The sequence below is a fragment of the Kitasatospora sp. NPDC018058 genome (genome assembly GCF_044327205.1).
Lineage (GTDB): Bacteria > Actinomycetota > Actinomycetes > Streptomycetales > Streptomycetaceae > Kitasatospora.
The window spans coordinates 183,723-207,157 of record NZ_JBIRFA010000013.1 but is presented as its reverse complement, the minus strand read 5'-3'; the positions used below and the strand labels follow the sequence as shown (position 1 = coordinate 207,157).

Here is a 23,435-nt window from a genome sequence, read left to right as displayed (position 1 = left end):
TGCCATGGGAGGGGTGGGCATGGCGATCAGGGGGATCCAGGCCGCGGGGGTCCGGGCGGCAGGCGTCCAGGCCGCGGGGATTCAGACCGCGGGCGTCCAGGCCGCGGGGGCCCGGGCGGCAGCGGCGGTCGGCCCATGGCCCGCGCCCGGTCCGGCGGCGCGGCTGGGTGCGGCGCCGTTCGCGGGCTTCGCGCTGGCGGCCGTCCTGGCGCTGGCGCTGGCCCTGCGCGCGCCGACCGGCCTGGCGGTGCTGGGCCTGGCGGCCTTCGGTCTGCTGCACAACGTGCTGGAGCTGCGTTACGTGGCCGGCCGCTTCGCCGCGGTGCTGGCCGGCCCGCTGCTGCGGCTGCTGTTGGCGTTGGTGACCGGGATCGTGCTGTGCCGTCTGCTGCCGCCGTCCCGGCTGTCCCAGTCGGCGGAGATCCTGCTCGCCTACGGCCTGCTGACGGCGGCCTGTCGGTACGGGCTGCGCGGCCGTCCGCGGCTGCTGGCGGCGAGCGCCGTCGGCCTGGCGGGCGCGGGGGCCGCCTCGTTGGCCTTCCCGGCGTACCACTTCGTGGTGCTGGCGCATCTGCACAACGTGGTGCCGCTGCTGTTCCTGGCGGAGTGGTCGCGTCGGCTGGCGCGGGGGCGCGCGGCGTTCCTGGCGCTGCAGTTCGGCTGGGTGCTGCTGGTCCCGGCGCTGCTGCTGAGCGGGCTGGCGGACGGCCTGCTGTCCCAGCGCCCCGGCGGCTGGACGGACAGGCTGGCCGCCGCGTACACCCCGCCGGCCTGGCTGACCCCGGAGAGCGGCTTGCGGTTCCTGGCGGTGTTCGCCTTCCTGCAGACGATGCACTACGTGGTCTGGGTCTGGTTCCTGCCGAGGTACGCGCCGGAGGCGGCGGAGCGCTTCGACGCCCGGGTGCCGGCCCTGCGCGGGGCGCGGGCCTGGGCGCTGGGGGCGGGTGCGGGCGCGCTGCTGGCCCTGTTGTTCACCGCGGATTACGCCCGGGGCCGCTCAGTGTACGCGGCGCTGGCCAGTTACCACGCCTATCTGGAGTTCCCGGTGCTGTTGATGTTGGTCCTGGGCCTGGGCGTGAACCGGGCACGAACGGAGGAGAACGAATGAGCGCGACGACTCTGCTGGCGGACATCGCCCCCTCGCCGACCGGCGGCTCCGGTGGTGAGCTGGTGGTGGTGCTGTTGCTGGCCGCCGCCATCGTGGCGGGAGCGGTCTGGCTGATCCGGCTGGAGCGCAAGCGCCGCGGCCCGGACGGCCGGTGACCTGCGCCGTCGCGCGCCGGTCATGCCTGCGGTGGTGGTGGCGGCGGCATGCACTATGGTTTATCTCGACATCGAGATAACTGCCCCTTACGATATATCTCGACATCAAGATACTTGCCGAGAGACGCTCGCCGCGATGCGGCAAGGTCGACCTAAGTAAGGCTGACCTTACCACCGCGTGACGGCCGGATATAGCACGAAGCACCCAGAAGGAGTCAGTCGTGTCCGCGAACAGCTTCGACGCCCGCAGCTCGCTGCAGGTGGGCGACGAGTCGTACGAGATCTTCAAGCTCTCCGCCGTCGAGGGTTCCGAGCGGCTGCCCTACAGCCTCAAGGTGCTGCTGGAGAACCTGCTCCGCACGGAGGACGGCGCGAACATCACCGCCGACCACATCCGCGCCCTCGGCAACTGGGACGCCACGGCCCAGCCGAGCCAGGAGATCCAGTTCACCCCGGCCCGCGTGATCATGCAGGACTTCACCGGCGTGCCGTGCGTGGTCGACCTCGCCACCATGCGTGAGGCCGTCAAGGAGCTGGGCGGCGACCCGGCCAAGATCAACCCGCTGGCCCCGGCCGAGCTGGTCATCGACCACTCCGTCATCGCCGACAAGTTCGGCACCAAGGACGCCTTCACCCAGAACGTCGAGATCGAGTACGGTCGCAACAAGGAGCGCTACCAGTTCCTGCGCTGGGGCCAGACCGCCTTCGACGAGTTCAAGGTCGTCCCGCCGGGCACCGGCATCGTCCACCAGGTGAACATCGAGCACCTGGCCCGCACCGTCATGGTCCGCGGCGGCCAGGCCTACCCGGACACCTGCGTCGGCACCGACTCGCACACCACCATGGTCAACGGCCTGGGCGTGCTGGGCTGGGGCGTCGGCGGCATCGAGGCCGAGGCCGCCATGCTCGGCCAGCCGGTCTCCATGCTGATCCCGCGCGTGGTCGGCTTCAAGCTGACCGGCCAGCTGCCGGCCGGCACCACCGCCACCGACCTGGTGCTCACCATCACCGAGATGCTGCGCAAGCACGGTGTGGTCGGCAAGTTCGTCGAGTTCTACGGCGACGGCATCGGCGCCATCCCGCTGGCCAACCGCGCCACCATCGGCAACATGTCGCCGGAGTTCGGCTCGACCTGCGCGATCTTCCCGATCGACGCCGAGACCATCAGCTACCTGAAGCTCACCGGCCGTGACGAGCAGCAGCTCGCCCTGGTCGAGGCGTACGCCAAGGAGCAGGGCCTCTGGCACGACCCGTCGGTCGAGCCGGTCTACTCCGAGTACCTGGAGCTGGACGTCTCCACCGTCGTCCCGTCGATCTCCGGCCCGAAGCGCCCGCAGGACCGCGTGATCCTGGCCGAGGCCGCGCAGAAGTTCGCCGAGGCGCTGCCGACCTACTCCTCCGCGGCCTCGAAGCCGACCACCGTCACCGCCCCCGACGGCTCGACCTACGAGATCGACAACGGCGCGGTCGTGATCGCCTCGATCACCTCCTGCACCAACACCTCCAACCCCTCCGTCATGCTGGGCGCCGCCCTGCTGGCGAAGAAGGCCGTGGAGAAGGGCCTGCAGGTCAAGCCCTGGGTCAAGACCACCCTGGCGCCGGGCTCCAAGGTCGTCATGGACTACTACGAGAAGGCCGGCCTGCTCCCGTACATGGAGAAGCTGGGCTTCAACCTGGTCGGCTACGGCTGCGTCACCTGCATCGGCAACTCGGGCCCGCTGCCCGAGGAGGTCTCGGCCGCCGTCAACGCGTCCGACCTCGCGGTCGTCTCGGTGCTCTCCGGCAACCGCAACTTCGAGGGCCGGATCAACCCCGACGTCAAGATGAACTACCTGGCCTCCCCGCCGCTGGTGGTCGCCTACGCCCTCGCCGGCAACATGAACGTCGACATCACCAAGGACGCCCTGGGCAAGGACGCCGACGGCAACGACGTCTTCCTCTCCGACATCTGGCCGTCGGAGCAGGAGGTCGCCGAGGTCGTCGCGGGCTCCATCGACCAGGACATGTTCGACAAGGGCTACCAGGACGTCTTCGCCGGCGACTACCGCTGGCAGTCGCTCCCGGTCCCGACCGGCAACACCTTCGAGTGGGACACCGAGTCCACCTACGTCCGCAAGCCCCCGTACTTCGAGGGCATGGCCAAGACCCCGAGCCCGGTGACCGACATCGCCGACGCCCGCGTCCTGGCCAAGCTGGGCGACTCGGTCACCACCGACCACATCTCCCCGGCCGGCAACATCAAGCCGGGCACCCCGGCGGCGCAGTACCTGACCGCCAACGGTGTCGAGAAGCGTGACTTCAACTCCTACGGCTCGCGCCGTGGCAACCACGAGGTCATGATCCGCGGCACCTTCGCCAACATCCGCCTGCGCAACCAGATCGCGCCGGGCACCGAGGGCGGCTACACCCGCGACTTCACCCAGGCCGACGCGCCGGTGTCGTTCATCTACGACGCCTCGCAGAACTACCAGGCCGCCGGCATCCCGCTGGTCGTCCTGGCCGGCAAGGAGTACGGCTCCGGCTCGTCCCGCGACTGGGCCGCCAAGGGCACCGCGCTGCTGGGCGTCAAGGCCGTCATCGCCGAGTCGTACGAGCGCATCCACCGCTCGAACCTGATCGGCATGGGCGTCCTGCCGCTGCAGTTCCCGGAGGGCGAGAACGCCGACTCCCTCGGCCTGACCGGCGAGGAGACCTTCTCCATCACCGGTGTGACCGAGCTCAACGAGGGCCGCACCCCCGCGACCGTCAAGGTCAAGGCCGGTGACAAGGAGTTCGACGCGGTCGTCCGCATCGACACCCCCGGTGAGGCGGACTACTACCGCAACGGCGGCATCCTGCAGTACGTGCTGCGCTCGCTCATCGGCTGAGCCCCGCACTAGCGACTGAAGAGGCCGGACCGCACTTCGCGGTCCGGCCTCTGTGGTGCACGCCGAGGACCTCCGCCGCCCGCTCGGCATCGCCCGCGAGTACCCGACGGCCGCCGCGATCGACGCGAAGGGGCCCGCCGACACGGAGTCGGCGGGCCCCTTCGCTCAGCCGGTCAGGCCCGGTCGCAGGCCTGCGCCCGCAGCGCGCGGGCCAGGTCGTCCCGGCGCTCCAGCACCAGGCGGCGCAGCGCCGGCGCGGCCTGCGGACGGCCGGACAGCCAGGCGTCGACCTCGGTCAGGGTCTGTTCGTCACACTGGGCGATCGGGAAGAAGCCGCCGACGATCCGCATCGCGATCTCGATGGTCCGCTCGGCCCAGACCTTCTCCAGCAGCTTGAAGTACGGTGCCGCGTAGAGGACGGTCAGGTCGCGCTGGGCGGGGATCGAGAAGCCCGCGGTGTTGGCCTCGACCAGGGCGCTCGGCAGTTCGTCCGAGTCGATCACGGCCGACCAGGCGGCGGCCTTGGCCTCCGGCGTGGGCCGGGCGGCCAGGCACTGGGTGTACTGGCGCTTGCCGCCCGCGGTGTTGTCGGCGGCCAGTTCCCCGGCCAGTTCCTCGTCGGCGGCCTGCCCGGCGGCGGCCAGGGCCAGCCACAGCGACCAGCGGAGCTCCTGGTCGACCTCCAGGCCGTCGATCCGGGCGCTGCCGGCCAGCAGGCCGCGGACCAGGCCGAGGTGCTCGGCGCCGCCCGCGGTCTGGGCCAGGAAGCGGGCCCAGGCCAGCTGGTGGTCGCTGCCGGGGACGGCCTCGCGCAGCTCGCGCAGGGAGCCGTCGGCGAGCTGCCGGGCGCCCTCGGCGCGCCACTCGGGGGCGGCGTACAGGTCGACGGCGGTCCTGGCCTGGGCGTGCAGCGACTGCAGCACGCCGATGTTGCCCTCCTGGCCGGCGAAGCGCAGCACCAGGGCGACGTAGTCGCGGGCCGGCATCAGGCCGTCCCGGGTGAGGTTCCAGACGGCGGACCAGGCGAGCGCGCGGGCCAGCTCGTCGCGGATGTCGCCGAGGCCGGTGCGCAGGGTCTCCAGCGAGTCGGCGTCGAAGCGGATCTTGCAGTAGGTCAGGTCCTCGTCGTTGAGCAGGACCAGGGCCGGGCGCGGGCGGCCGACCGCCTCGGCGACGACCGTACGGGCGCCGGTGACGTCCAGCTCGATCCGCTCGGTGCGCACCAGGGCGCCGTCGGCGTCCCGGTCGTACAGGCCGACCGCGATCCGGTGCGGGCGAAGCACATCGCCGTCCTGGAGGACGGCGAGTTCGGTGATCCGGCCCTCGGCGTCGGTGGTGACCTGGGGGGTGAGCGCGTTGACCCCGGCGGTCTGCAGCCAGGCGGCGGCCCAGCTCTTGAGGTCGCGCCCGCTGGTCTCCTCCAGCACGTCCAGCAGGTCGGCCAGTTCGGTGTTGCCGAAGGCGTGCCGCTTGAAGTAGCGGCGGGCGCCCTCGAAGAAGGCCTCCGAACCGACGTACGCGACCAGCTGCTTGAGGACGGCGGCGCCCTTGGCGTAGGTGATGCCGTCGAAGTTGAGCTTGGCGTCCTCGAGGTCGCGGATGTCGGCGGTGATCGGGTGGGTGGTGGGGAACTGGTCCTGCCGGTAGGCCCAGGCCTTGCGCTGGTTGGCGAAGGTGACCCAGGCGGAGGAGTACCGGGTGCGGGCGCCGATCAGGCCGTAGGAGCCCATGAAGTCGGCGAAGGACTCCTTCAGCCACAGGTCGTCCCACCAGCGCGGGGTGACCAGGTCGCCGAACCACATGTGCGCCATCTCGTGCAGGATGACGTTGGCGCGGGACTCGTAGGCGGCGTCGGTGACCTTCGAGCGGAAGACGAACTCCTCCTTGAAGGTGACGCAGCCCGGGTTCTCCATCGCGCCGATGTTGTACTCGGGGACGAAGGCCTGGTCGTACTTGCCGAAGGGGTACGGGAAGTCGAACTCCTCGTGGAAGAAGTCGAGTCCGAGCTTGGTGACGCCGAGGATCTCCTCCGCGTCGAAGTGCGGGGCGAGCGACTTGCGGCACATCGCGGAGAGCGGGATCTCCAGGGTGGTGCCGTCGGCGAGTTCGCGGCTGTAGTGGTCGCGGGCGACGTGGTACGGGCCGGCCACCACGGCGGTGAGGTAGGTGGAGATCCGCTTGGTCGGCGCGAACTCCCAGGTGCGGGCGGCGCCTTCCTCGGTCACGGTCTCGTGCACGGCGTTGGACCGCACGTCCCAGGCGGCCGGGGCGGTCACCGTGAAGCTGAACGGGGCCTTCAGATCGGGCTGCTCGAAGTTGGCGAACACCCGCCGGGCGTCGGCCGGCTCGTAGTGGGTGTACAGGTAGGTCTCGCCGTCCACCGGGTCGACGAAGCGGTGCAGGCCCTCGCCGGTGCGGCTGTAGGCGCAGTCCGCCTCGACGGTGAGGACGTTCTCGGCGGCCAGGCCGTCGACGTGCACCCGGGCGCCGTCGTAGGCGGTGGCCGGGTCCAGGGCGCGGCCGTTGAGGGTGATTGAGCGGACGGCCGGGGCGAGCAGGTCGAGGAAGGTGGCGGCGCCGGGCTGGGAGCAGCGGAAGGTGACGGTGGTGGTGGAGCGGAAGGTGGCGGCGGCCGGGTCGAGGGCCGAGGTCAGGTCCAGCCGGACCCGGTAGCCGTCCACGGCCAGGATGCCGGCTCGCTGCTGTGCTTCCTCGCGGCTCAGGTTCTTGCCCGGCACGGCGGTACTCCTTTGTCCGGCTCGCACGGTGGTGCGTCTGTGGGTGGTGCGGTCCCGTGCGCGGTGTGCGTCGCGCACGCAGGGGCATCCTTTCACGCTCGCCCTGACCGGTACCATTGCACAGGCCGCCGCGTCCGGGCCGGAATCACCGGCGCCGGACGGGTGTTGGGGGCTGGAGGGGGGACACCCCGCCGCCTCGGATCACCTCATGAAGGACGAGACCCCAGTGACGACTGCCGCTGAGCGCAAGACCGCCGACTTCTGGTTCGACCCGGCCTGCCCGTGGGCGTGGATGACGTCCCGCTGGCTGATCGAGGTCCAGCAGCTGCGGCCGGTCGACGTGAACTGGCACGTGATGAGCCTGTCGGTGCTCAACGAGCACCGCGACCTGCCGCAGCAGTACCGCGAGCTGCTGGACAACGCCTGGGGCGCGGTGCGGGTCTGCATCGCGGCCGCCCAGCAGCACGGCGAGGAGGTGCTGGGCCGGCTCTACACCGAGCTGGGCCTGCGCTTCCACAACCAGGGCCTGCCGCAGAACCGGGAGACCGTCGAGGCCGCCCTGGTGGCCGCCGGCCTGCCCGCCGAACTGGCGGACGCGGCCGACACCGACGCCTACGACGAGGCCCTGCGCGCCTCGCACAAGGAGGGCATCACCCTGGTCGGCGAGGACGTCGGCACCCCGGTGATCGCGGTCGAGGGCGCGGACGGCGAGCGGGTCGCCTTCTTCGGCCCGGTCGTCACCCCGGCCCCGAAGGGCGAGGCCGCGGCCCGGCTCTGGGACGGCACCCTGCTGGTGGCCTCCACCCCGGGCTTCTACGAGATCAAGCGCACCCGTACGGCGGGGCCGTCCTTCGAGTAGGCCCGCCGTACGTCCTAGCCGGCGGCCGCGTCCCGGCGCTGCTTGACCAGGCCGGCCGCGATCAGCAGCACGACCAGCACCCCGGCCGCGTACAGCTGCTGGCGGTTGCCCTCGGTGGTGGTCATCAGCGCGAGGATGCCGGCCACGGCGGCCATCGCGACCCAGGTCAGGTACGGGTAGCCCCACATCTTCACGGTGAGCAGCTCGGGCTCCTCCCGCTCCAGTCGGCGGCGCATCCGCAGCTGGACGATGCAGATGAACAGCCAGACCACCAGGATCGCCACGCCCGTGGTGTTCATCAGCCAGGTGAACACGGTGGCGGGCCAGAACTTGGCGGCCAGCACGGCACCGAAGCCGAACAGGCAGGAGGCCAGCACGGCCCGGCGCGGCACCCCGCCGCTGACCTTGGCCAGTGCCTTGGGGCCCTGGCCGCGGCCGACCAGCGAGTACGCCATCCGGGAGGCGCCGTAGATGTTGGCGTTCATGGCGGACAGCAGCGCGATCAGCACCACCGCCTCCATGATCGTCCCGGCCGCGGGCACCCCGAGGTGGCGCAGCACTGTGACGTACGGGCCGTCGGCGACGACCGCCGGGTCCTTCCAGGAGACCAGGGTGACCACCAGGGCCATCGAGCCGATGTAGAAGATCGCGATCCGCCACACCGCCGTGCGCACCGCGTTGGCGACGTTCTTCTTGGGGTCGTCGGACTCGGCCGCGGCGATGGTCACCGTCTCCAGGCCGCCGTAGGCGAAGACCGAGGCGAGCAGGCCGACGATCAGCCCGCTGACGCCGTTGGGCAGGAAGCCGCCCTGGCCGGTGAGGTTGCTCGTGCCGGGGGAGCCCGGGCCGATCACACCGGCGATGCCGAGCCCGCCGAGGACCAGGAAGGCGACGATCGCGGCGACCTTGATGGTGGCGAACCAGAACTCGAACTCACCGAAGTTCTTCACCGCGGTCAGGTTGCTGACGCAGAAGAAGACCATGAACAGGCCGACCCAGACCCAGGCCGAGACACCGGGTATCCAGCCGTTGACGATCTTCCCGGCGGCGGTGGCCTCGGCGGCCACGCCGCAGCAGAGCATCACCCAGTACATCCAGCCGGCCGTGATCCCGGCCCAGGGGCCGATCTCCTTCTCGGCGTGCACCGAGAACGAGCCGGAGGCCGGACGGGCGGCGGACATCTCGCCGAGCATCCGCATGATCAGCATGACCAGTAGGCCGGAGAGGGCGAAGGCGAGGATGATCGCCGGCCCGGCGGCCGCGATGCCCGCGCCGGAGCCCACGAAGAGGCCGGCACCGATGACGCCGCCGAGGGCGATCATCGACAGGTGGCGCTGCTTGAGCCCGTGGCTGAGCTGCTGGCCGGGTGCCGGGCCCGAGCCCGCTCGGGTGGCGGCGTCGGTGGTCCCGGGCGCTGTGGGCGCGGGGGTGGGGGCCATAGGCGTGGATCCAGACTGTGCGGAATGCGGCATGGACTGTCCAATATCCGGGGAGCCCGTTGCTCATGCCAAGAACGTCCGCTCCGGGCCCACCATGCGGACCCGGTCGCACCTCAACGTCACCTTCCGGTGACGGAGCGTCGTTTCGGGCCGGTTCCGACAACGCCCGAGGGCGGGGCTTTGTCCGAAACCGTGGCGGTGGCGCAGTGGATCACCGCGTAGGTTCACAGGTGTTCACTCACCTGGACCCTTACGGAGGATCCCCCGATGGCCACTGCCACCACCCCGATAGCGCGCCGCGCCGTCCTCGCCGACCTGCTGCCCGCCGCCTCCACCCGCCTCGGTGCCCAGGTCCGCGACCTGGCCCTGATGGTCGGCGGCGCCGCGCTGACCGGTGTGGCCGCCCAGCTGTCGGTGAACGTCCCCGGCTCGCCGGTGCCGGTCACCGGCCAGACCTTCGCCGCCCTGCTGGTCGGCACCGCGCTCGGGGCCCGCCGCGGCGTCGCCTCGCTCGCCCTCTACCTGCTGGCCGGCATGGCGGGCATGCCCTGGTTCGCCGAGGGCACCTCCGGCTGGGCCATGCCGTCCTTCGGGTACGTGCTCGGCTTCGTCCTCGCCGCCGCCGTGACCGGCGCGCTCGCCCGCCGCGGCGCCGACCGCACCCCGGTGAACACCGCCGTCACCATGGTCCTCGGCAGCCTGGCCATCTACGCCGTCGGCGTCCCGTACCTGGCCTTCACCCTGCACGTGTCGCTCGCCCGCGCCGCCGAGCTCGGTCTCTACCCGTACCTGGTCGGCGACGCGCTCAAGGCCGCCTTCGCCGCCGGCGCCCTGCCGCTGGCCTGGAAGCTGCTCGGCAAGCGCTGACGCCCCCGTTGTCGGGTCCGGGCGCACGCGCATGCCACACTCATGGCATGCGCGTGTACCTGGGCTCCGACCATGCCGGATACGAACTGAAGAACCACCTGGTGGAGTGGCTGAAGGGGGCCGGCCACGAGCCGGTCGACTGCGGGCCGCACATCTACGACGCCGAGGACGACTACCCGCCGTTCTGCCTGCGCGCCGCCGAGCGCACCGCCGCCGACCCGGAGGCCCTGGGCATCGTGATCGGCGGCTCGGGCAACGGCGAGGCGATCGCCGCCAACAAGGTCAAGGGCGTCCGCGCGGCGCTGGCCTGGAGCGTGCAGACCGCCGAGCTCGGCCGTCAGCACAACAACGCCAACGTGATCTCCATCGGCGGGCGCATGCACACCGCCGAGGAGGCCACCGAGTTCGTCGAGGTCTTCCTCAACACCCCCTACAGCGGCGAGCCGCGGCACACCCGCCGGATCGAGATGCTGAGCGAGTACGAGACCACCGGCGAGCTCCCGCCGATCCCGGCCCACCACCCGCAGGGCTGATCCCACCCCCCACCCGCCCCCGACGGCCGGCCGCACCCTCCCGTGCGGCCGGCCGCCGCCGTTTCCGCCCGGGGCCCGGCGGGGATCCGCGAGACCCGTCGCAAGCCCCGGACCTGTGGGATCGGCCACAGGCCCCGGCGCGCGCACACCCCCGCACGCGGGGCGCGCACGCCGCTCGCCTGCTCCGTACGCCCAACCGGCGTATGCCTCCTGACGGCGCGCCCGGCACCGCTCCGATCGGCCGAAACCCGCTGAGCGCCCCGCGCGCCGACGCCGCCGACCGCCCCCGAGCCGTCGACGCCGGGCCGCACCCGTGGATAGGGTCGGGGCCCATGGCTGGCAGACCGCCGGGCGCACCGCCCCAGACGACTGCGACGAGGCCCGGCGCCGCCCCGGCGTCCGAGCCCGTGACGGCCCGGCTGCGCAAGAGGCTCCGCCGGGTCCGCCGGAGGCTGCGCACGGCCGGTGTCGACTACTTCCGCGGCGGCTCCGCCGACTGGCCGGTGCTCTGCGCGCTCGCCCTGCTCGTCCCGCTGCTGATCGTGCTCAACGTCTGGATCCCCGACTGGGCCCCGCCCACCGCCCTGGTCCTGCCGATCCTGGCCGGCGCGCTGCTGCTGCGCCCCGGCAGCCTGGTGGTGCTCTACGCGCTGGCCGCCCTCGGCCTGTCCGCCGAGTCCGTGATCCACACCGGCCAGCGGGTCGCCAGCGAGAACCCGGAGGCCTACGTCTACGGCGTCACCCCCGGCGCGGCCCTGGTGGTCGGCGCCGCCGGGGTGGGCGGCCTGCTGCTGGCCCAGTTCCGGGCCCGGGTCGGCGTGCCCTGGTGGGGCGGCTCCACCATGCTGTTCGACCTGCGCGAGCGGCTGCGGGTGCAGAGCCGGGTCCCCCGGCTGCCGGACGGCTGGCACGCCGACATGGCGCTGCGCCCGGCCGGCGGGCAGTCCTTCTCCGGCGACTTCGTGGTGGCCGCCCGCACCGGCCCCGGCCAGCGGCTGCTGGAGGTGGTCCTCGCGGACGTCTCCGGCAAGGGCATGGACGCCGGCTCCCGGGCGCTGCTGCTGTCCGGCGCCTTCGGCGGTCTGGTCGGCTCGCTGCCCGCGCACGACTTCCTGCCCGCCGCCAACGGCTACCTGCTGCGCCAGTCCTGGGAGGAGGGCTTCGCCACCGCCGTCCACCTGGTGCTGGACCTGGACACCGGCGAGTACGAGCTGCTCTCGGCCGGGCACCTGCCGGGCATGCAGCGGCTGGCGGGCGCCGGCCGCTGGGAGGTCAAGGAGGCCGAGGGCCCGCTGCTCGGGATCTACGACGGCGCCAAGTTCGAGGGCGTGCGCGGCCGGCTGAACCGCGGCGACGTGCTGATGCTCTGCACCGACGGCATGGTCGAGGCGCCGGGCCGGGACCTCACCGAGGGCATGGACCGGCTGATGGGGGAGGCGGACCGGCTGGTCCCCGGCGGTGCCCCGGGCACCGGTGCGGGGGCCGCGTCCGCGCTGATCGAGACGGTGGCCCGGGACATCAACGACGACCGCGCGGTCCTGCTGCTCTGGCGCGACTGACGGAAGGTCCCCGCACGACCGGGGCCGGATCCGCCGGGCCCGACGTCACATGCCACCGGCAGCCCCGCTGTCAAGCCTGGCAGCTGATCTTCGGCCATATCGGACGCCCCGTCGGCTGACCGGATCAGCGGCTTCCGCTCCCGGCCTCCGGACGTTTCCCGGCCGCTCAGCACCGCCCCGCCGACCATTCGTCAGAACGGCTCCGCTATCGTCCCGGTCGGCGGAAACTCGTCTCGCATCGCAGGATATCGGCGTTGGGCTGACTGTCAGACCTTTACGCAATCGGCACGGTCGACCACACTGAGTCCGGGCGGGACTGTTCAGGATTCGGGGGATGGGGGGCGACACGTGCAACACGTCAGACAGCGGTCGAGCGCGGGCTCCCTCACCGGCACTGTGTCGGACGGTCCGCGATTCCGCCTCGGGACCGTCGGACAGGCCGGGGTCCGGCTTCGCAGGTGCCGCCGGGCGGCGGCACCACGCTATGAAACGAGGAAGTGAGTCCGGGTGGCACTCTCCGTCTCCGCGCTGGTCCTGTTCGCGATCCTGTGCATCATCTTCATCCGGAACAAGCAGCTGAAGATCCCGCACGCGATCGTCGCCGCCCTGTTCGGCTTCATGCTGCACGAGACCACCATGGCGACCTCGATCAACTCCCTGCTGTCCAACCTGGCGCACAGCATCTCCAGCATCACCGGCGGCTGACCGGGCCGGGCCGCCGGGTCACCGGCCGGCCCGTCTGGCCTCCCGCCAGCGGGCGAACAGACCCCGGGGGCGTGCCGCCGCCGGGGCCGGGACGCGCAGGGGCGCAGGTGCTGCGGCACCCGTCGGCACGACGGCTGTGACCGGTGCTGCCCGCTCCGCGGTCAGTAGCACGAACAGCCGTGCCCAGCACAACCGTTCACCGCGCGGCCAGTCCAGCGCGCGGAGCGCCGCGGAGGCCGCCTCCGAGACCTCGCCGCCCACCCGGACCTCGGCGACGTCGTCGCCCGCCTTCCCGCCCAGGAAGAGCTTCACCCCCACCGGGCCCGCCCCGGTCAGCTCCGCGCGCAGCGCGGGCGCCAGCGCCGGCAGCACCCGGTGCTCGGCGAGCCAGGCCGCCAGGTGCTCGTTGCCGAAGCCGAACACCGCCGCCGGGCCCTGCACCGCGTGCCAGCCCGGGAGTTCGGGCAGATCGGGGTGGTCGGCGTGCACCCCGCGCCCGTCCGCCAGCTCGACCAGCACCGAGGCCGTGGTGGTCGCCCACATCTTCACGGCGTTCGCGAGCTTCTCCTCCTCGGTCTTGCCGAGGCCCGCCGCGCAGTCCCAGACCACCGGCGCGTCCGCCCGGCCCAGCTGCAGCACGAAGCCGAGGTCCACGTGCCCGGCGCCGTCGTCCCCGGGGTGCTCGCGCACCGCCACCGCCGTGGTGCCCGGGCCGCGCACCACCTCGCCGTCCGGAAGGAACACCTGGCCCAGTCGCGCCATCTCCCGGACCACACAGCGCTGTATGACGGCCAGTCGCTCCTGCGGATGCACCGGGACTCCTCCACCTCGGGAGCGCGCCGGCTGAGGTCGCGCTCGAACTGCGCTCGAACGCCGCCGAGGCTATCGGCCCGACCGCCAACCGGGAAACCGCCCGGACCCCTGGATCCTCCGGTCGCGGAAATACCCTGAATGCCCCACTTTGGGGAGCGGAACCTGAAGGCCACCCGCCTGGAGAGCCCGCATGCCCCGCACCGACCTGACGCCCCTTCCGTCGCTCCCGACCCCCCTTCGAGAGCTGTTGGCGGGCCCGGACGGCTCCGGCCTGGTCGCCGAGATCGAGGCCTACCTCGCCTCGCTGCCCGCCCCCGCGCGCACCCCGGCACCGTACGTCTGCCGGTACGGCAGCATCCTGCGCCCCTGGCACGCTGGCCACCCGGTGCCCCGGGCCACCCTGCTCGACCGGGCGCTGCGCCGCCCCGCCCGGCCCGTCCCGGTCAGCGCCGCCGACCACCTGCGGCTCGCCTCCCGCTACATCGGCGCCCACGGATGGCTGCAGGGCGCGATGTGGGACCGGGCCGGCCGGGTCTGCCTGCTCGGAGCCCAGGCCGCCGTCCTGGCGTACGGCTACGGCACCCCGGTGACCGTGCGCACCGCCCGGGTCCAACTGATGGAGGTGCTGCACGCCACTGGGCGCCCGGCGCGCTCCCCGGACGAGTACAACGACCGCCCCGCCACCCGGGAGGGTGATGTGCACCAGCTGCTCGACCGGGCCGCCGCCCGGGCCGCCCGGCTCGGACTCTGAGACCGCCGGGACCGCCCGGCCCCGGAAACGTCGACGGCCCCGGTGCGCTGAGCGCACCGGGGCCGGACCGGAAGAGCGGGCGACGAGAATCGAACTCGCGTGACTAGTTTGGAAGACTAGGGCTCTACCATTGAGCTACGCCCGCGCGACCCCCCGAGCCGTTTCCGGCCGGAAGTTCGGGAGACAGCGTACCTGGTCCGGTCGCTCCCGTGCACACCCCATTCGCCGCGCAGCCCCTTCCGCCCCGTTCCGCCCCGCCCCGGAATAGTCGACGAGCCGTGCAGGCCCGGCGTGTACGCTTCCTCTCGGCACCACGGGGTGTGGCGCAGTTTGGTAGCGCGTCCGCTTTGGGAGCGGAAGGCCGTCGGTTCGAATCCGGCCACCCCGACAGTGAGTGCGCAGGGTCTCGCCCATCGGGGCGGGGCCCTGTTCTGTTGGGGCGGTACGGTGGCGTCTGGCGTCCGCCTTTCGTGGTACCGGTAGGATGGGGCGCTGGCGGTAGTCCCTGTGGCGTCCACCCAGGTCAACCGCACGAGGGCGAGGAGTCAAGCTCACCGTCCACCCCCAACGGGAGATGCAGCTCCAATCGCCCATCGCCCGTCTCGCCCGAACCACCCGACCGGCTCCGGCCAGGCGGAACGGATCGGGCGGAGGCAACCTGACCGCAAGCCCATAGGAGACCTAACCGTGAAGAGCGCCGTCGAGACTCTGAACCCGACCCGGGTTCGACTCACCGTCGAGGTGCCCTTCGAGGAGCTCAAGCCCAGCCTCGACGCGGCGTACAAGAAGATCAACCAGCAGGTCACGGTTCCGGGCTTCCGCAAGGGCAAGATCCCGGCTCGCGTCATCGACCAGCGTTTCGGCCGTGGCGCCGTGCTGGAGGAGGCCGTCAACGACGCCCTGCCGCGCTTCTACACGCAGGCCGTCGACGAGGGCAAGATCGAGGTCCTCGGCCAGCCCGACATCACCAACATCGAGGGTGTCGAGAAGATCGCCGACGGCGGTGACCTGAAGTTCACCGCCGAGGTGGACATCCGCCCGGAGATCACCCTGCCGGAGTTCTCCTCCATCGAGGTGACCGTCGACCCGATCGTCGTCTCCGACGAGGACATCGAGAAGTCGCTGGAGCAGCTGCGCGAGCGCTTCTCCTCGGTCAAGGACGTCGAGCGCGCCGCCGCCGCCGGTGACATCGTGGTCGTGGACCTCGTCGCCAAGGTCGACGGTGAGGTGCCGGAGGACGGCACCGCCAACGGCGTCAGCTACGAGATCGGCTCGGGCCGTCTGATCGACGGCATCGACGAGGCCGTGACCGGCCTGTCCGCCGGCGAGGAGAAGACCTTCAGCACCGAGCTCAAGGGTGGCACCCAGGCGGGCAAGACCTCCGAGGTCACTGTCACCGTCACCGCCGTCCAGGAGAAGGAGCTGCCGGAGCTGGACGACGAGTTCGCCCAGCTGGCCAGCGAGTTCGACACCCTGGAGGACCTGCGCGCCGACTCCCGCAAGCGCCTGGAGCGCATGAAGGAGTACGACCAGGCCACCCAGGCCCAGGAGAAGGTGCTGGACGCGCTGCTCGCGCTGGTTGAGATCGAGTACCCCGAGAAGCTCCTCAAGGACGAGATCGAGACCCGCAAGCACAACGTCGAGCACCACCAGCTCGAGCCGATGGGTCTGAACCTCGACACCTACCTGGAGACCCAGGGCAAGACCCGCGAGGAGTGGGACGCGGAGATCGAGGAGCAGGCGAAGAAGGGCATCAAGACCCAGTTCGTCCTGGACCAGATCGTCGCCAACGAGGAGCTGGGTGTTAACCAGGAGGAGCTCACCGAGCACCTCATCCGCCGCGCTGCCGGCTCGGGCCTCACCCCGGACCAGTTCGCCCAGCAGGTCGTCCAGGGCGGCCAGGTTCCGCTGCTGGTCGGCGAGGTCGCCCGCGGCAAGGCGCTGGCCACCGTGGTCGAGGCCGCCAAGGTCGTCGACACCGAGGGCAACGAGATCAACTTCGACGACGAGGACGAGACGGGCGAGACCGTCGAGGCCGCCGCCGAGGAGAACACCGAGGCCTGAGCCCCGGTAGCCCCCTGAGGCAGCACAGCGGGCCCGGACGCCGTACGGTGTCCGGGCCCGCTGTCGTCCCGCCGGAGCGCCGGCGCGACCCTGCGCTCACAGCGAACAGTTCTGCGTGAGGGATTCTGCGGCCCGGCCTGCGCGTTAGGGTCCTTGGACAGCAACAATCACGACGTGATACCCGGAAGCCGTGCGACACCGTGACGGCCGTGGAGCGACCGTCCAAATCGACTGAGCAGGTGGCTAAGTGACGTTCCCGCAGATGCAGATGCCTGGCCCGATGGTGCCGCACGCCGCCGCTGGTGACGTGCTCGGCGGCCTTGGCGACCAGGTCTACAACCGGCTGCTGGGCGAGCGGATCATCTTCCTCGGCCAGCAGGTCGACGACGACATCGCCAACAAGATCACCGCCCAGCTGCTGCTGCTGGCCGCGGACCCCGAGAAGGACATCTTCCTCTACATCAACTCCCCGGGTGGCTCGATCTCGGCGGGCATGGCGATCTACGACACCATGCAGTACATCAAGAACGACGTCGTCACCATTGCGATGGGCATGGCCGCCTCGATGGGCCAGTTCCTGCTGACCGCCGGCACCCCCGGCAAGCGCTTCTCGCTGCCGAACGCCAACATCCTGATGCACCAGCCCTCCGCGGGCCTCGGCGGCTCCGCCACCGACATCCGCATCCAGGCCGAGCAGCTGCTCCGCACCAAGAAGCGGATGTCCGAGCTGATCGCGCACCACAGCGGCCAGACCTTCGAGCAGATCACTGCGGACTCCGACCGCGACCGCTGGTTCACGCCGGAGGAGGCCAAGGCCTACGGCCTGATCGACGACATCATGCACAGCGCCGCGGACGTCCCCGGCGGCGGCGGCACGGGCGCTGCCTGAGCCTCGGCCCGGCCCGCGAGACCACAGCCACAACGCCCCGGAGGACAAGAACCCCCATGAACATCCCCAGCCTGTCGGCCGCCCAGGCCCGCGTCGAGGACATGCGCGCCGAGGGCCGCTACATCGTCCCGCGCTTCGTCGAGCGCACCACGCAGGGCATCCGCGAGTACGACCCGTACGCCAAGTTGTTCGAGGAGCGCATCATCTTCCTCGGCTCGCAGGTGGACGACGTCTCGGCCAACGACATCATGGCGCAGCTGCTGTGCCTGGAGTCGATGGACCCGGACCGCGAGATCCAGATGTACATCAACTCGCCCGGCGGCTCGTTCACGGCCCTGACGGCCATCTACGACACGATGCAGTACGTGAAGCCGGACATCACCACGGTGTGCATGGGCCAGGCGGCCTCCGCCGCGGCCGTGCTGCTCGCCGCCGGCACCCCCGGCAAGCGGATGGCGCTGCCGAACGCCCGGATCCTGATCCACCAGCCGTACACCGAGACCGGCCGCGGTCAGGTGTCCGACCTGGAGATCCAGGCCAAGGAGATCTTCCGGATGCGCGAGCAGCTGGAGGAGATGCTCTCCAAGCACTCCAACAAGTCGGTCGAGCAGGTGCGCGAGGACATCGAGCGCGACAAGATCCTGACCGCCGAGGAGGCCGTCGAGTACGGCCTGGTCGACCAGATCATCTCCACCCGCAAGACCTCGCTGACCTCCTGAGGCCGGCACCGTCGGGGCGGGGCGCGCACCCGGTGGCGCGCCCCGCCCCGGCCCGTCGGCGGGCTCTGTCACGGCATCTGTTCGGTATCAATTCGCCCAGGGCGTAGGGCAGACCCGGCGAAGAGGACGGAATCACGGGTCCGGCAGAGTACCGTCGGATAGCGAGACCGAGCGCCGTCGGCGCGGACGGTCCACAGCACCAGGCCCCGGAACCCCTGCGGGGCCCCTGGCGAAGGGGAAGCACCTCGTGGCACGCATCGGAGACGGTGGCGACCTGCTCAAGTGCTCGTTCTGCGGCAAGTCGCAGAAGCAGGTGAAGAAGCTGATCGCCGGCCCAGGCGTGTACATCTGCGACGAGTGCATCGACCTGTGCAACGAGATCATCGAGGAGGAACTCGCCGAGACCTCCGAGGTCCGCTTCGAGGAACTGCCGAAGCCGCGCGAGATCTACGAGTTCCTGGACCAGTACGTGGTCGGCCAGGACCTCGCCAAGAAGGCGCTCTCGGTCGCCGTCTACAACCACTACAAGCGCGTCCAGGCCGGTGAGGCCGGCCGCAGCGGTGGCAACGGCCGCGAGGACGCCATCGAGCTGGCCAAGTCCAACATCCTGCTGCTGGGCCCCACCGGCTCCGGCAAGACGCTGCTGGCGCAGACCCTGGCCCGGATGCTGAACGTGCCGTTCGCGATCGCGGACGCCACCGCGCTGACCGAGGCCGGCTACGTGGGCGAGGACGTCGAGAACATCCTGCTCAAGCTGATCCAGGCGGCCGACTACGACGTCAAGAAGGCCGAGACCGGGATCATCTACATCGACGAGATCGACAAGGTCGCCCGCAAGAGCGAGAACCCGTCGATCACCCGCGACGTCTCCGGCGAGGGCGTGCAGCAGGCGCTGCTGAAGATCCTGGAGGGCACCACCGCCTCGGTGCCGCCGCAGGGCGGGCGCAAGCACCCGCACCAGGAGTTCATCCAGATCGACACCACCAACGTGCTGTTCATCGTCGGTGGCGCGTTCGCCGGCCTGGAGCGGATCATCGAGGGCCGCGCGGGTGCCAAGGGCATCGGCTTCGGCGCCAACATCCGCTCCAAGCGCGAGTCGGACGCCAGCGACCACTTCCGCCAGGTGATGCCCGAGGACCTGGTGAAGTTCGGCATGATCCCCGAGTTCATCGGCCGTCTGCCGGTGATCACCAGCGTGCACAACCTCGACCGCGAGGCGCTGCTGCAGATCCTCACCGAGCCGAAGAACGCGCTGGTCAAGCAGTACCGCAAGCTCTTCGAACTGGACGGCGTGGAGCTGGAGTTCTCCCGGGACGCGCTGGAGGCGATCGCCGACCAGGCGATCCTGCGCGGCACCGGCGCGCGCGGTCTGCGGGCCATCATGGAGGAGGTGCTGATGTCCGTGATGTACGAGGTCCCCTCGCGCCAGGACGTCGCCCGCGTGGTGGTCACCGGGGACGTGGTCTCCAAGCACGCCATCCCCACCCTCGTCCCGCGCGACATGATCAAGCGCGAGCGCCGCGAGAAGAGCGCCTGACCCGACGGCCGCCATGTGAAGGGGCCCCGCACCGGATCCGGTGCGGGGCCCCTTCACATGGGTCGCGCGACGTTACTTGGCGACCTTCATGGCGTCGCGGATCGCCCGGGTCTTCTCCGCGGCCTGGTCCGGGGTGATGCCCTGGTTGGTGTCACCGCCGGCGGTGCTCAGGCTGAGGTGGGTGAAGGTGACCCGGCCCATGGTGGACTTGTCCGCCCACACGCACATCGTCGGTCCGGGCTTGCCCGCGATGACGCTGGCCACACCGCAGCTGAGCTTGCCCGAGGAGGCGTGGCTGTCCTTGGCGGGGTAGTCGGTCATCGGCGTGGTCCAGGTCAGCCCGCCGGTGTTCGTCTTGCTGTCCGAGATGATCTGGTCCGGGTCGTTGATGTTCCCGTAGACGCCGATGATCGACAGCGAGTCCATGTTCTTGACGTCGGCGCCCTTGCTGTAGCTGGCCACCACCGCGTGCAGGTCCGTGCCGATCTTCGCGACGTCGGGCTGGCTCATGTCGGCGGCCTTCTCCTGCGCCGACTTCTGGACGTAGCCGTCCAGCAGCGTCTGCGGGGCGCTGAGCTTGTACTGGCCGCCCGCGTCGCTGCCGCCGAGGAACTTCCAGGCCGCGAACCCGCCACCGCCCAGCACCAGGGCGCCGATCACCAGGCCGATCACCAGACCGCCCTTGCCCTTCTGCGGCTGCGTCGGGTAGCCCGGCTGCCCGTACGGTGCCTGCGGCGGCACACCGTACGGCTGCTGCGGCGCGCCGTAGGGCTGCTGCTGCTGCGGCGGGTACCCGTACTGGGGCTGCGGGGCGCCGTAGGGCTGCTGCGGCGGCGGGGCGCCGTATGGCTGACCGCCGTAGGGCTGACCCTGCGGATACTGCTGTCCCTGGCCGTACATCTGTCCTCGTGCTCCCCCGCCGCACCCGCGGCCGATCGTGGTGTTGGGTAGTTCCGTGCACGTCCGGATGCCCGGACGAGCGTCCGGGCACGCTACCGCACGGTGCCTGTGACGGGAGCGTCGGGCGGGGCGAGTCCATGGACCGAAAGCGGTTCGTAACCAGCGCCCGGGGTTACGTAAACTGTGCGTCGTGACCGACACGACGAACCAGCGCCCCGTGAGCACCACCGGGGACGATGCGGCAACCCTCCCGACGACCTACACCCCCGCGGACGTAGAGGGCGAGCTGTACGAGCGCTGGGTAGAGCGTGGGTACTTCACCGCGGACGCCAAGAGCGACAAGCCCCCGTTCACCATCGTCATCCCGCCGCCGAACGTCACCGGCAGCCTGCACCTCGGCCACGCCTTCGAGCACACGCTGATCGACGCGCTGGTCCGCCGCAAGCGGATGCAGGGCTACGAGGCGCTGTGGCAGCCCGGTATGGACCACGCCGGCATCGCCACCCAGAACGTGGTCGAGCGCGAGCTCGCCAAGGAGGGCAAGTCCCGCCACGACCTGGGCCGCGAGGCCTTCGTCGAGCGCGTCTGGAAGTGGAAGGCGGAGTCCGGCGGCCAGATCTCCGGCCAGATGCGCCGCCTCGGCGACGGCGTGGACTGGTCCCGCGAGCGCTTCACCATGGACGAGGGCCTCTCCCAGGCCGTCCAGACCATCTTCAAGAAGCTCTTCGACGACGAGCTGATCTACCGCGCCGAGCGCATCATCAACTGGTGCCCGCGCTGCCTGACCGCCATCTCGGACATCGAGGTGGAATACCAGGACGACGACGGCGAGCTGGTCTCGATCCGCTACGGCGAGGGCGAGAACTCCATCGTCGTGGCCACCACCCGCGCCGAGACGATGCTCGGTGACACCGCGGTCGCCGTCCACCCGGAGGACGAGCGCTACAAGCACCTGATCGGTACCGAGATCGAGCTGCCGCTGACCGGCCGCCGCATCCCGATCGTCGCCGACGCCCACGTCGACCCGGAGTTCGGCACCGGCGCCGTCAAGGTGACGCCCGCGCACGACCCCAACGACTTCGAGATCGGCCAGCGGCACAACCTGCCGAACATCGCCGTGATGGACGAGCGCGCCGTCATCACCGCGCACGGCCCCTTCCTCGGCCTGGACCGCCTGGAGGCCCGCTCGGCGATCGTCGCCGCGCTGCGCGCCGAGGGCCGGATCGTCGCGGAGAAGCGCCCGTACGTCCACTCGGTGGGCCACTGCTCGCGCTGCAAGACCACCATCGAGCCGCGGCTGTCCATGCAGTGGTGGGTCAAGGTCGGCCCGCTCGCCAAGGCCGCGGGCGACGCGGTCCGCGACGGCAAGGTCAAGATCCACCCGCAGGAGATGGAGAAGCGGTACTTCGACTGGGTCGACAACCTGCACGACTGGTGCATCTCGCGCCAGCTGTGGTGGGGCCACCGCATCCCGGTCTGGTACGGCCCGAACGGCGAGGTCGTCTGCGTCGGCCCCGACGAGCAGCCGCCCACCGGCGAGGGCTGGCACCAGGACACCGACGTCCTGGACACCTGGTTCTCCTCCGGCCTGTGGCCGTTCTCCACGCTCGGCTGGCCGGAGCAGACCGACAGCCTCGCGAAGTTCTACCCGAACTCCGTCCTCGTCACCGGTTACGACATCCTGTTCTTCTGGGTCGCCCGGATGATGATGTTCGGCCTCTACGCGATGGACGGCACCCCGCCGTTCCACACCATCGCGCTGCACGGCATGGTCCGTGATCAGAACGGCAAGAAGATGTCGAAGTCCTTCGGCAACGTGGTCAACCCGCTGGACTGGATGGACAAGTACGGCTCCGACGCGCTGCGCTTCACGCTCGCACGCGGTGCCAACCCGGGCGTCGACGTGCCGATCGGCGAGGACTGGGTCCAGGCGGCCCGCAACTTCGCCAACAAGATCTGGAACGCCACCCGCTTCGCGCTGATGAACGGCGCCACCGTCGAGGGCCCGCTGCCCGCGCCGGAGGAGCTGACCGCGAGCGACCGCTGGATCCTGTCGCGCCTCAACAGCACCGTCGCCGAGGTGGACGGGCTGTACGAGGACTACCAGTTCTCCAAGCTCTCCGAGGCGCTGTACCACTTCGCCTGGGACGAGGTCTTCGACTGGTACGTCGAGCTCTCGAAGACGACCCTGGCCAAGGGCGGCCCGCAGGCCGACGCCGCGCGCCGGGTGCTCGGCGAGGTCCTGGACGTCACCCTGCGGCTGCTGCACCCGATCGTGCCCTTCGTCACCGAGACGCTGTGGACCACGCTCACCGGTGCCGAGTCGGTGGTCATCGCCGACTGGCCGAAGGACAGCGGCTTCCGCGACGCCGAGGCCGAGGCCGAGATCGCCACGCTGCAGCAGGTCGTCACCGAGGTCCGCCGGTTCGCCGTGAGCCAGGGCCTCAAGGACCGGCAGCGCGTTCCGGCGAAGCTGGAGCTGGACGGCACCGTGCTGGCCGTCCACGAGGACGCGATCCGCTCGCTGCTGCGGCTGACCGTCCCCGAGGAGGGCTTCACGGCCACCGCTTCGCTGCCGGTGGCCGGCGCCACCGTCTCGCTGGACCTCTCCGGCACCATCGACGTCGCGGCGGAGCGCAAGCGCCTCGCCAAGGACCTCGCGGCCGCCGAGAAGGAGAAGGCCCAGACCACCGCCAAGCTCGGCAACGAGGCCTTCCTGGCCAAGGCGCCGGACGAGGTGGTCGCCAAGATCCGCGGCCGTCAGGAGGCCGCCGAGGCCGACATCGCCCGGATCACCGCCCAGCTCGCGGCGCTGCCGCAGGGCTGAGCCGCCCGCGCCCGTTGAGGGGCCGCACTCCGCGACACGCGGGGTGCGGCCCTCGGCGTTTTCCGGACGCCGCTCCGGTCGCCGTTTTAGCTACGCCTAATAGAG

At 71.0% G+C, this 23,435-nt stretch carries 18 protein-coding genes and 2 tRNA genes; 15 read left to right on the top strand and 5 right to left on the bottom strand.

Annotated features, from left to right (window positions below):
* Window positions 1–19: 19 nt before the first annotated feature.
* From ACH4E7_RS20490 to acnA, 3 genes are all read left to right on the top strand, one after another.
* Window positions 20–1,108, top strand: a complete 1,089-nt coding sequence (locus ACH4E7_RS20490; RefSeq protein ID WP_396250423.1) for a hypothetical protein — start codon at window positions 20–22, stop codon at window positions 1,106–1,108.
* Window positions 1,105–1,263, top strand: coding sequence for a hypothetical protein (locus ACH4E7_RS20485; protein WP_355669558.1), 159 nt, complete (start codon window positions 1,105–1,107; stop codon window positions 1,261–1,263). Before ACH4E7_RS20490 ends, ACH4E7_RS20485 begins: the two co-directional genes overlap by 4 nt.
* Window positions 1,264–1,484: 221 nt before the next feature.
* On the top strand, window positions 1,485–4,130 hold the full coding sequence (acnA, locus tag ACH4E7_RS20480) for an aconitate hydratase AcnA (RefSeq protein ID WP_396250422.1): 2,646 nt from the start codon (window positions 1,485–1,487) through the stop codon (window positions 4,128–4,130).
* A 173-nt stretch (window positions 4,131–4,303) separates the two neighbouring features.
* Here the strand turns inward: acnA and pepN are convergent, their stop codons facing one another.
* Entirely contained in the window at window positions 4,304–6,868 is a 2,565-nt protein-coding gene (pepN, locus tag ACH4E7_RS20475) for an aminopeptidase N (RefSeq protein WP_396250421.1), read from the bottom strand.
* 208 nt (window positions 6,869–7,076) lie between these two features.
* Between pepN and ACH4E7_RS20470 the strand changes: the two genes are divergently transcribed.
* Window positions 7,077–7,727, top strand: coding sequence for a DsbA family protein (locus ACH4E7_RS20470; protein WP_355669555.1), 651 nt, complete (start codon window positions 7,077–7,079; stop codon window positions 7,725–7,727).
* Between the two features lie 14 nt (window positions 7,728–7,741).
* Here ACH4E7_RS20470 and ACH4E7_RS20465 read toward each other — a convergent pair whose 3' ends face one another.
* On the bottom strand, window positions 7,742–9,166 hold the full coding sequence (locus ACH4E7_RS20465; RefSeq protein WP_396250420.1) for an amino acid permease: 1,425 nt from the start codon (window positions 9,164–9,166) through the stop codon (window positions 7,742–7,744).
* Window positions 9,167–9,433: 267 nt separating this feature from the next.
* Here ACH4E7_RS20465 and ACH4E7_RS20460 point away from each other — a divergent pair, with 267 nt between their 5' ends.
* The 4 genes from ACH4E7_RS20460 to ACH4E7_RS20445 all read left to right on the top strand — a co-directional run bounded on the left by ACH4E7_RS20460 (window position 9,434) and on the right by ACH4E7_RS20445 (window position 12,830).
* Window positions 9,434–10,033, top strand: coding sequence for a biotin transporter BioY (locus tag ACH4E7_RS20460; protein WP_396250419.1), 600 nt, complete (start codon window positions 9,434–9,436; stop codon window positions 10,031–10,033).
* Between the two features lie 47 nt (window positions 10,034–10,080).
* Window positions 10,081–10,566 carry a ribose-5-phosphate isomerase gene (locus ACH4E7_RS20455; RefSeq protein WP_396250418.1) on the top strand — a complete coding sequence of 162 codons (486 nt, stop codon included), beginning with the start codon at window positions 10,081–10,083 and terminating at the stop codon, window positions 10,564–10,566.
* 332 nt (window positions 10,567–10,898) lie between these two features.
* Entirely contained in the window at window positions 10,899–12,125 is a 1,227-nt protein-coding gene (locus tag ACH4E7_RS20450) for a PP2C family protein-serine/threonine phosphatase (protein WP_396250417.1), read from the top strand.
* A 507-nt stretch (window positions 12,126–12,632) separates the two neighbouring features.
* A complete protein-coding gene (locus tag ACH4E7_RS20445; protein WP_355669551.1) occupies window positions 12,633–12,830 on the top strand; it encodes a hypothetical protein in 198 nt (65 codons plus the stop codon).
* 18 nt (window positions 12,831–12,848) lie between these two features.
* On the opposite strand, the gene ACH4E7_RS20440 is transcribed toward ACH4E7_RS20445, so the two are convergent.
* Window positions 12,849–13,643: a DUF6348 family protein gene (locus ACH4E7_RS20440; RefSeq protein ID WP_396250416.1), complete on the bottom strand. Its 795-nt coding sequence runs from the start codon at window positions 13,641–13,643 to the stop codon at window positions 12,849–12,851.
* 190 nt (window positions 13,644–13,833) lie between these two features.
* Between ACH4E7_RS20440 and ACH4E7_RS20435 the strand changes: the two genes are divergently transcribed.
* A complete protein-coding gene (locus ACH4E7_RS20435) occupies window positions 13,834–14,394 on the top strand; it encodes a hypothetical protein (RefSeq protein ID WP_396250415.1) in 561 nt (186 codons plus the stop codon).
* Window positions 14,395–14,468: 74 nt separating this feature from the next.
* On the opposite strand, the gene ACH4E7_RS20430 is transcribed toward ACH4E7_RS20435, so the two are convergent.
* A tRNA-Gly gene (locus ACH4E7_RS20430) sits at window positions 14,469–14,539 on the bottom strand.
* Window positions 14,540–14,708: 169 nt separating this feature from the next.
* Here ACH4E7_RS20430 and ACH4E7_RS20425 point away from each other — a divergent pair.
* From ACH4E7_RS20425 to clpX, 5 genes are all read left to right on the top strand, one after another.
* Window positions 14,709–14,782 (top strand) — tRNA-Pro (locus tag ACH4E7_RS20425).
* A gap of 299 nt (window positions 14,783–15,081) precedes the next feature.
* Window positions 15,082–16,458 (top strand): trigger factor, encoded by a 1,377-nt coding sequence (gene tig / locus ACH4E7_RS20420; protein ID WP_396250414.1) that lies wholly within the window; start codon window positions 15,082–15,084, stop codon window positions 16,456–16,458.
* Between the two features lie 262 nt (window positions 16,459–16,720).
* The gene (locus ACH4E7_RS20415; protein ID WP_396250454.1) at window positions 16,721–17,347 is read left to right on the top strand and encodes an ATP-dependent Clp protease proteolytic subunit; all 627 of its coding nucleotides are present in this window, start codon (window positions 16,721–16,723) and stop codon (window positions 17,345–17,347) included.
* A gap of 56 nt (window positions 17,348–17,403) precedes the next feature.
* The gene (locus tag ACH4E7_RS20410; protein ID WP_396250413.1) at window positions 17,404–18,066 is read left to right on the top strand and encodes an ATP-dependent Clp protease proteolytic subunit; all 663 of its coding nucleotides are present in this window, start codon (window positions 17,404–17,406) and stop codon (window positions 18,064–18,066) included.
* A gap of 247 nt (window positions 18,067–18,313) precedes the next feature.
* Window positions 18,314–19,603 (top strand): ATP-dependent Clp protease ATP-binding subunit ClpX, encoded by a 1,290-nt coding sequence (clpX, locus tag ACH4E7_RS20405; RefSeq protein ID WP_063347569.1) that lies wholly within the window; start codon window positions 18,314–18,316, stop codon window positions 19,601–19,603.
* Between the two features lie 72 nt (window positions 19,604–19,675).
* Here clpX and ACH4E7_RS20400 read toward each other — a convergent pair whose 3' ends face one another.
* Window positions 19,676–20,503 (bottom strand): hypothetical protein, encoded by an 828-nt coding sequence (locus ACH4E7_RS20400; protein WP_396250412.1) that lies wholly within the window; start codon window positions 20,501–20,503, stop codon window positions 19,676–19,678.
* Window positions 20,504–20,693: 190 nt separating this feature from the next.
* Between ACH4E7_RS20400 and ACH4E7_RS20395 the strand changes: the two genes are divergently transcribed.
* Complete coding sequence (locus ACH4E7_RS20395; RefSeq protein WP_396250411.1) at window positions 20,694–23,330, top strand: valine--tRNA ligase; 2,637 nt, start codon at window positions 20,694–20,696, stop codon at window positions 23,328–23,330.
* The last annotated feature ends 105 nt before the right edge of the window (window positions 23,331–23,435 follow it).

Coding starts and splice junctions, on each gene's coding strand:
- ACH4E7_RS20415 (WP_396250454.1), top strand. CDS start 16,721: ATGCAGATGCCTGGCCCGATGGTGCCGCACGCCGCCGCTGGTGACGTG.
- ACH4E7_RS20460 (WP_396250419.1), top strand. CDS start 9,434: ATGGCCACTGCCACCACCCCGATAGCGCGCCGCGCCGTCCTCGCCGAC.
- ACH4E7_RS20400 (WP_396250412.1), bottom strand. CDS start 20,503: ATGTACGGCCAGGGACAGCAGTATCCGCAGGGTCAGCCCTACGGCGGT.
- ACH4E7_RS20435 (WP_396250415.1), top strand. CDS start 13,834: ATGCCCCGCACCGACCTGACGCCCCTTCCGTCGCTCCCGACCCCCCTT.
- ACH4E7_RS20470 (WP_355669555.1), top strand. CDS start 7,077: ATGAAGGACGAGACCCCAGTGACGACTGCCGCTGAGCGCAAGACCGCC.
- ACH4E7_RS20465 (WP_396250420.1), bottom strand. CDS start 9,166: ATGGCCCCCACCCCCGCGCCCACAGCGCCCGGGACCACCGACGCCGCC.
- ACH4E7_RS20410 (WP_396250413.1), top strand. CDS start 17,404: ATGAACATCCCCAGCCTGTCGGCCGCCCAGGCCCGCGTCGAGGACATG.
- ACH4E7_RS20450 (WP_396250417.1), top strand. CDS start 10,899: ATGGCTGGCAGACCGCCGGGCGCACCGCCCCAGACGACTGCGACGAGG.
- ACH4E7_RS20455 (WP_396250418.1), top strand. CDS start 10,081: ATGCGCGTGTACCTGGGCTCCGACCATGCCGGATACGAACTGAAGAAC.
- ACH4E7_RS20490 (WP_396250423.1), top strand. CDS start 20: ATGGCGATCAGGGGGATCCAGGCCGCGGGGGTCCGGGCGGCAGGCGTC.
- ACH4E7_RS20485 (WP_355669558.1), top strand. CDS start 1,105: ATGAGCGCGACGACTCTGCTGGCGGACATCGCCCCCTCGCCGACCGGC.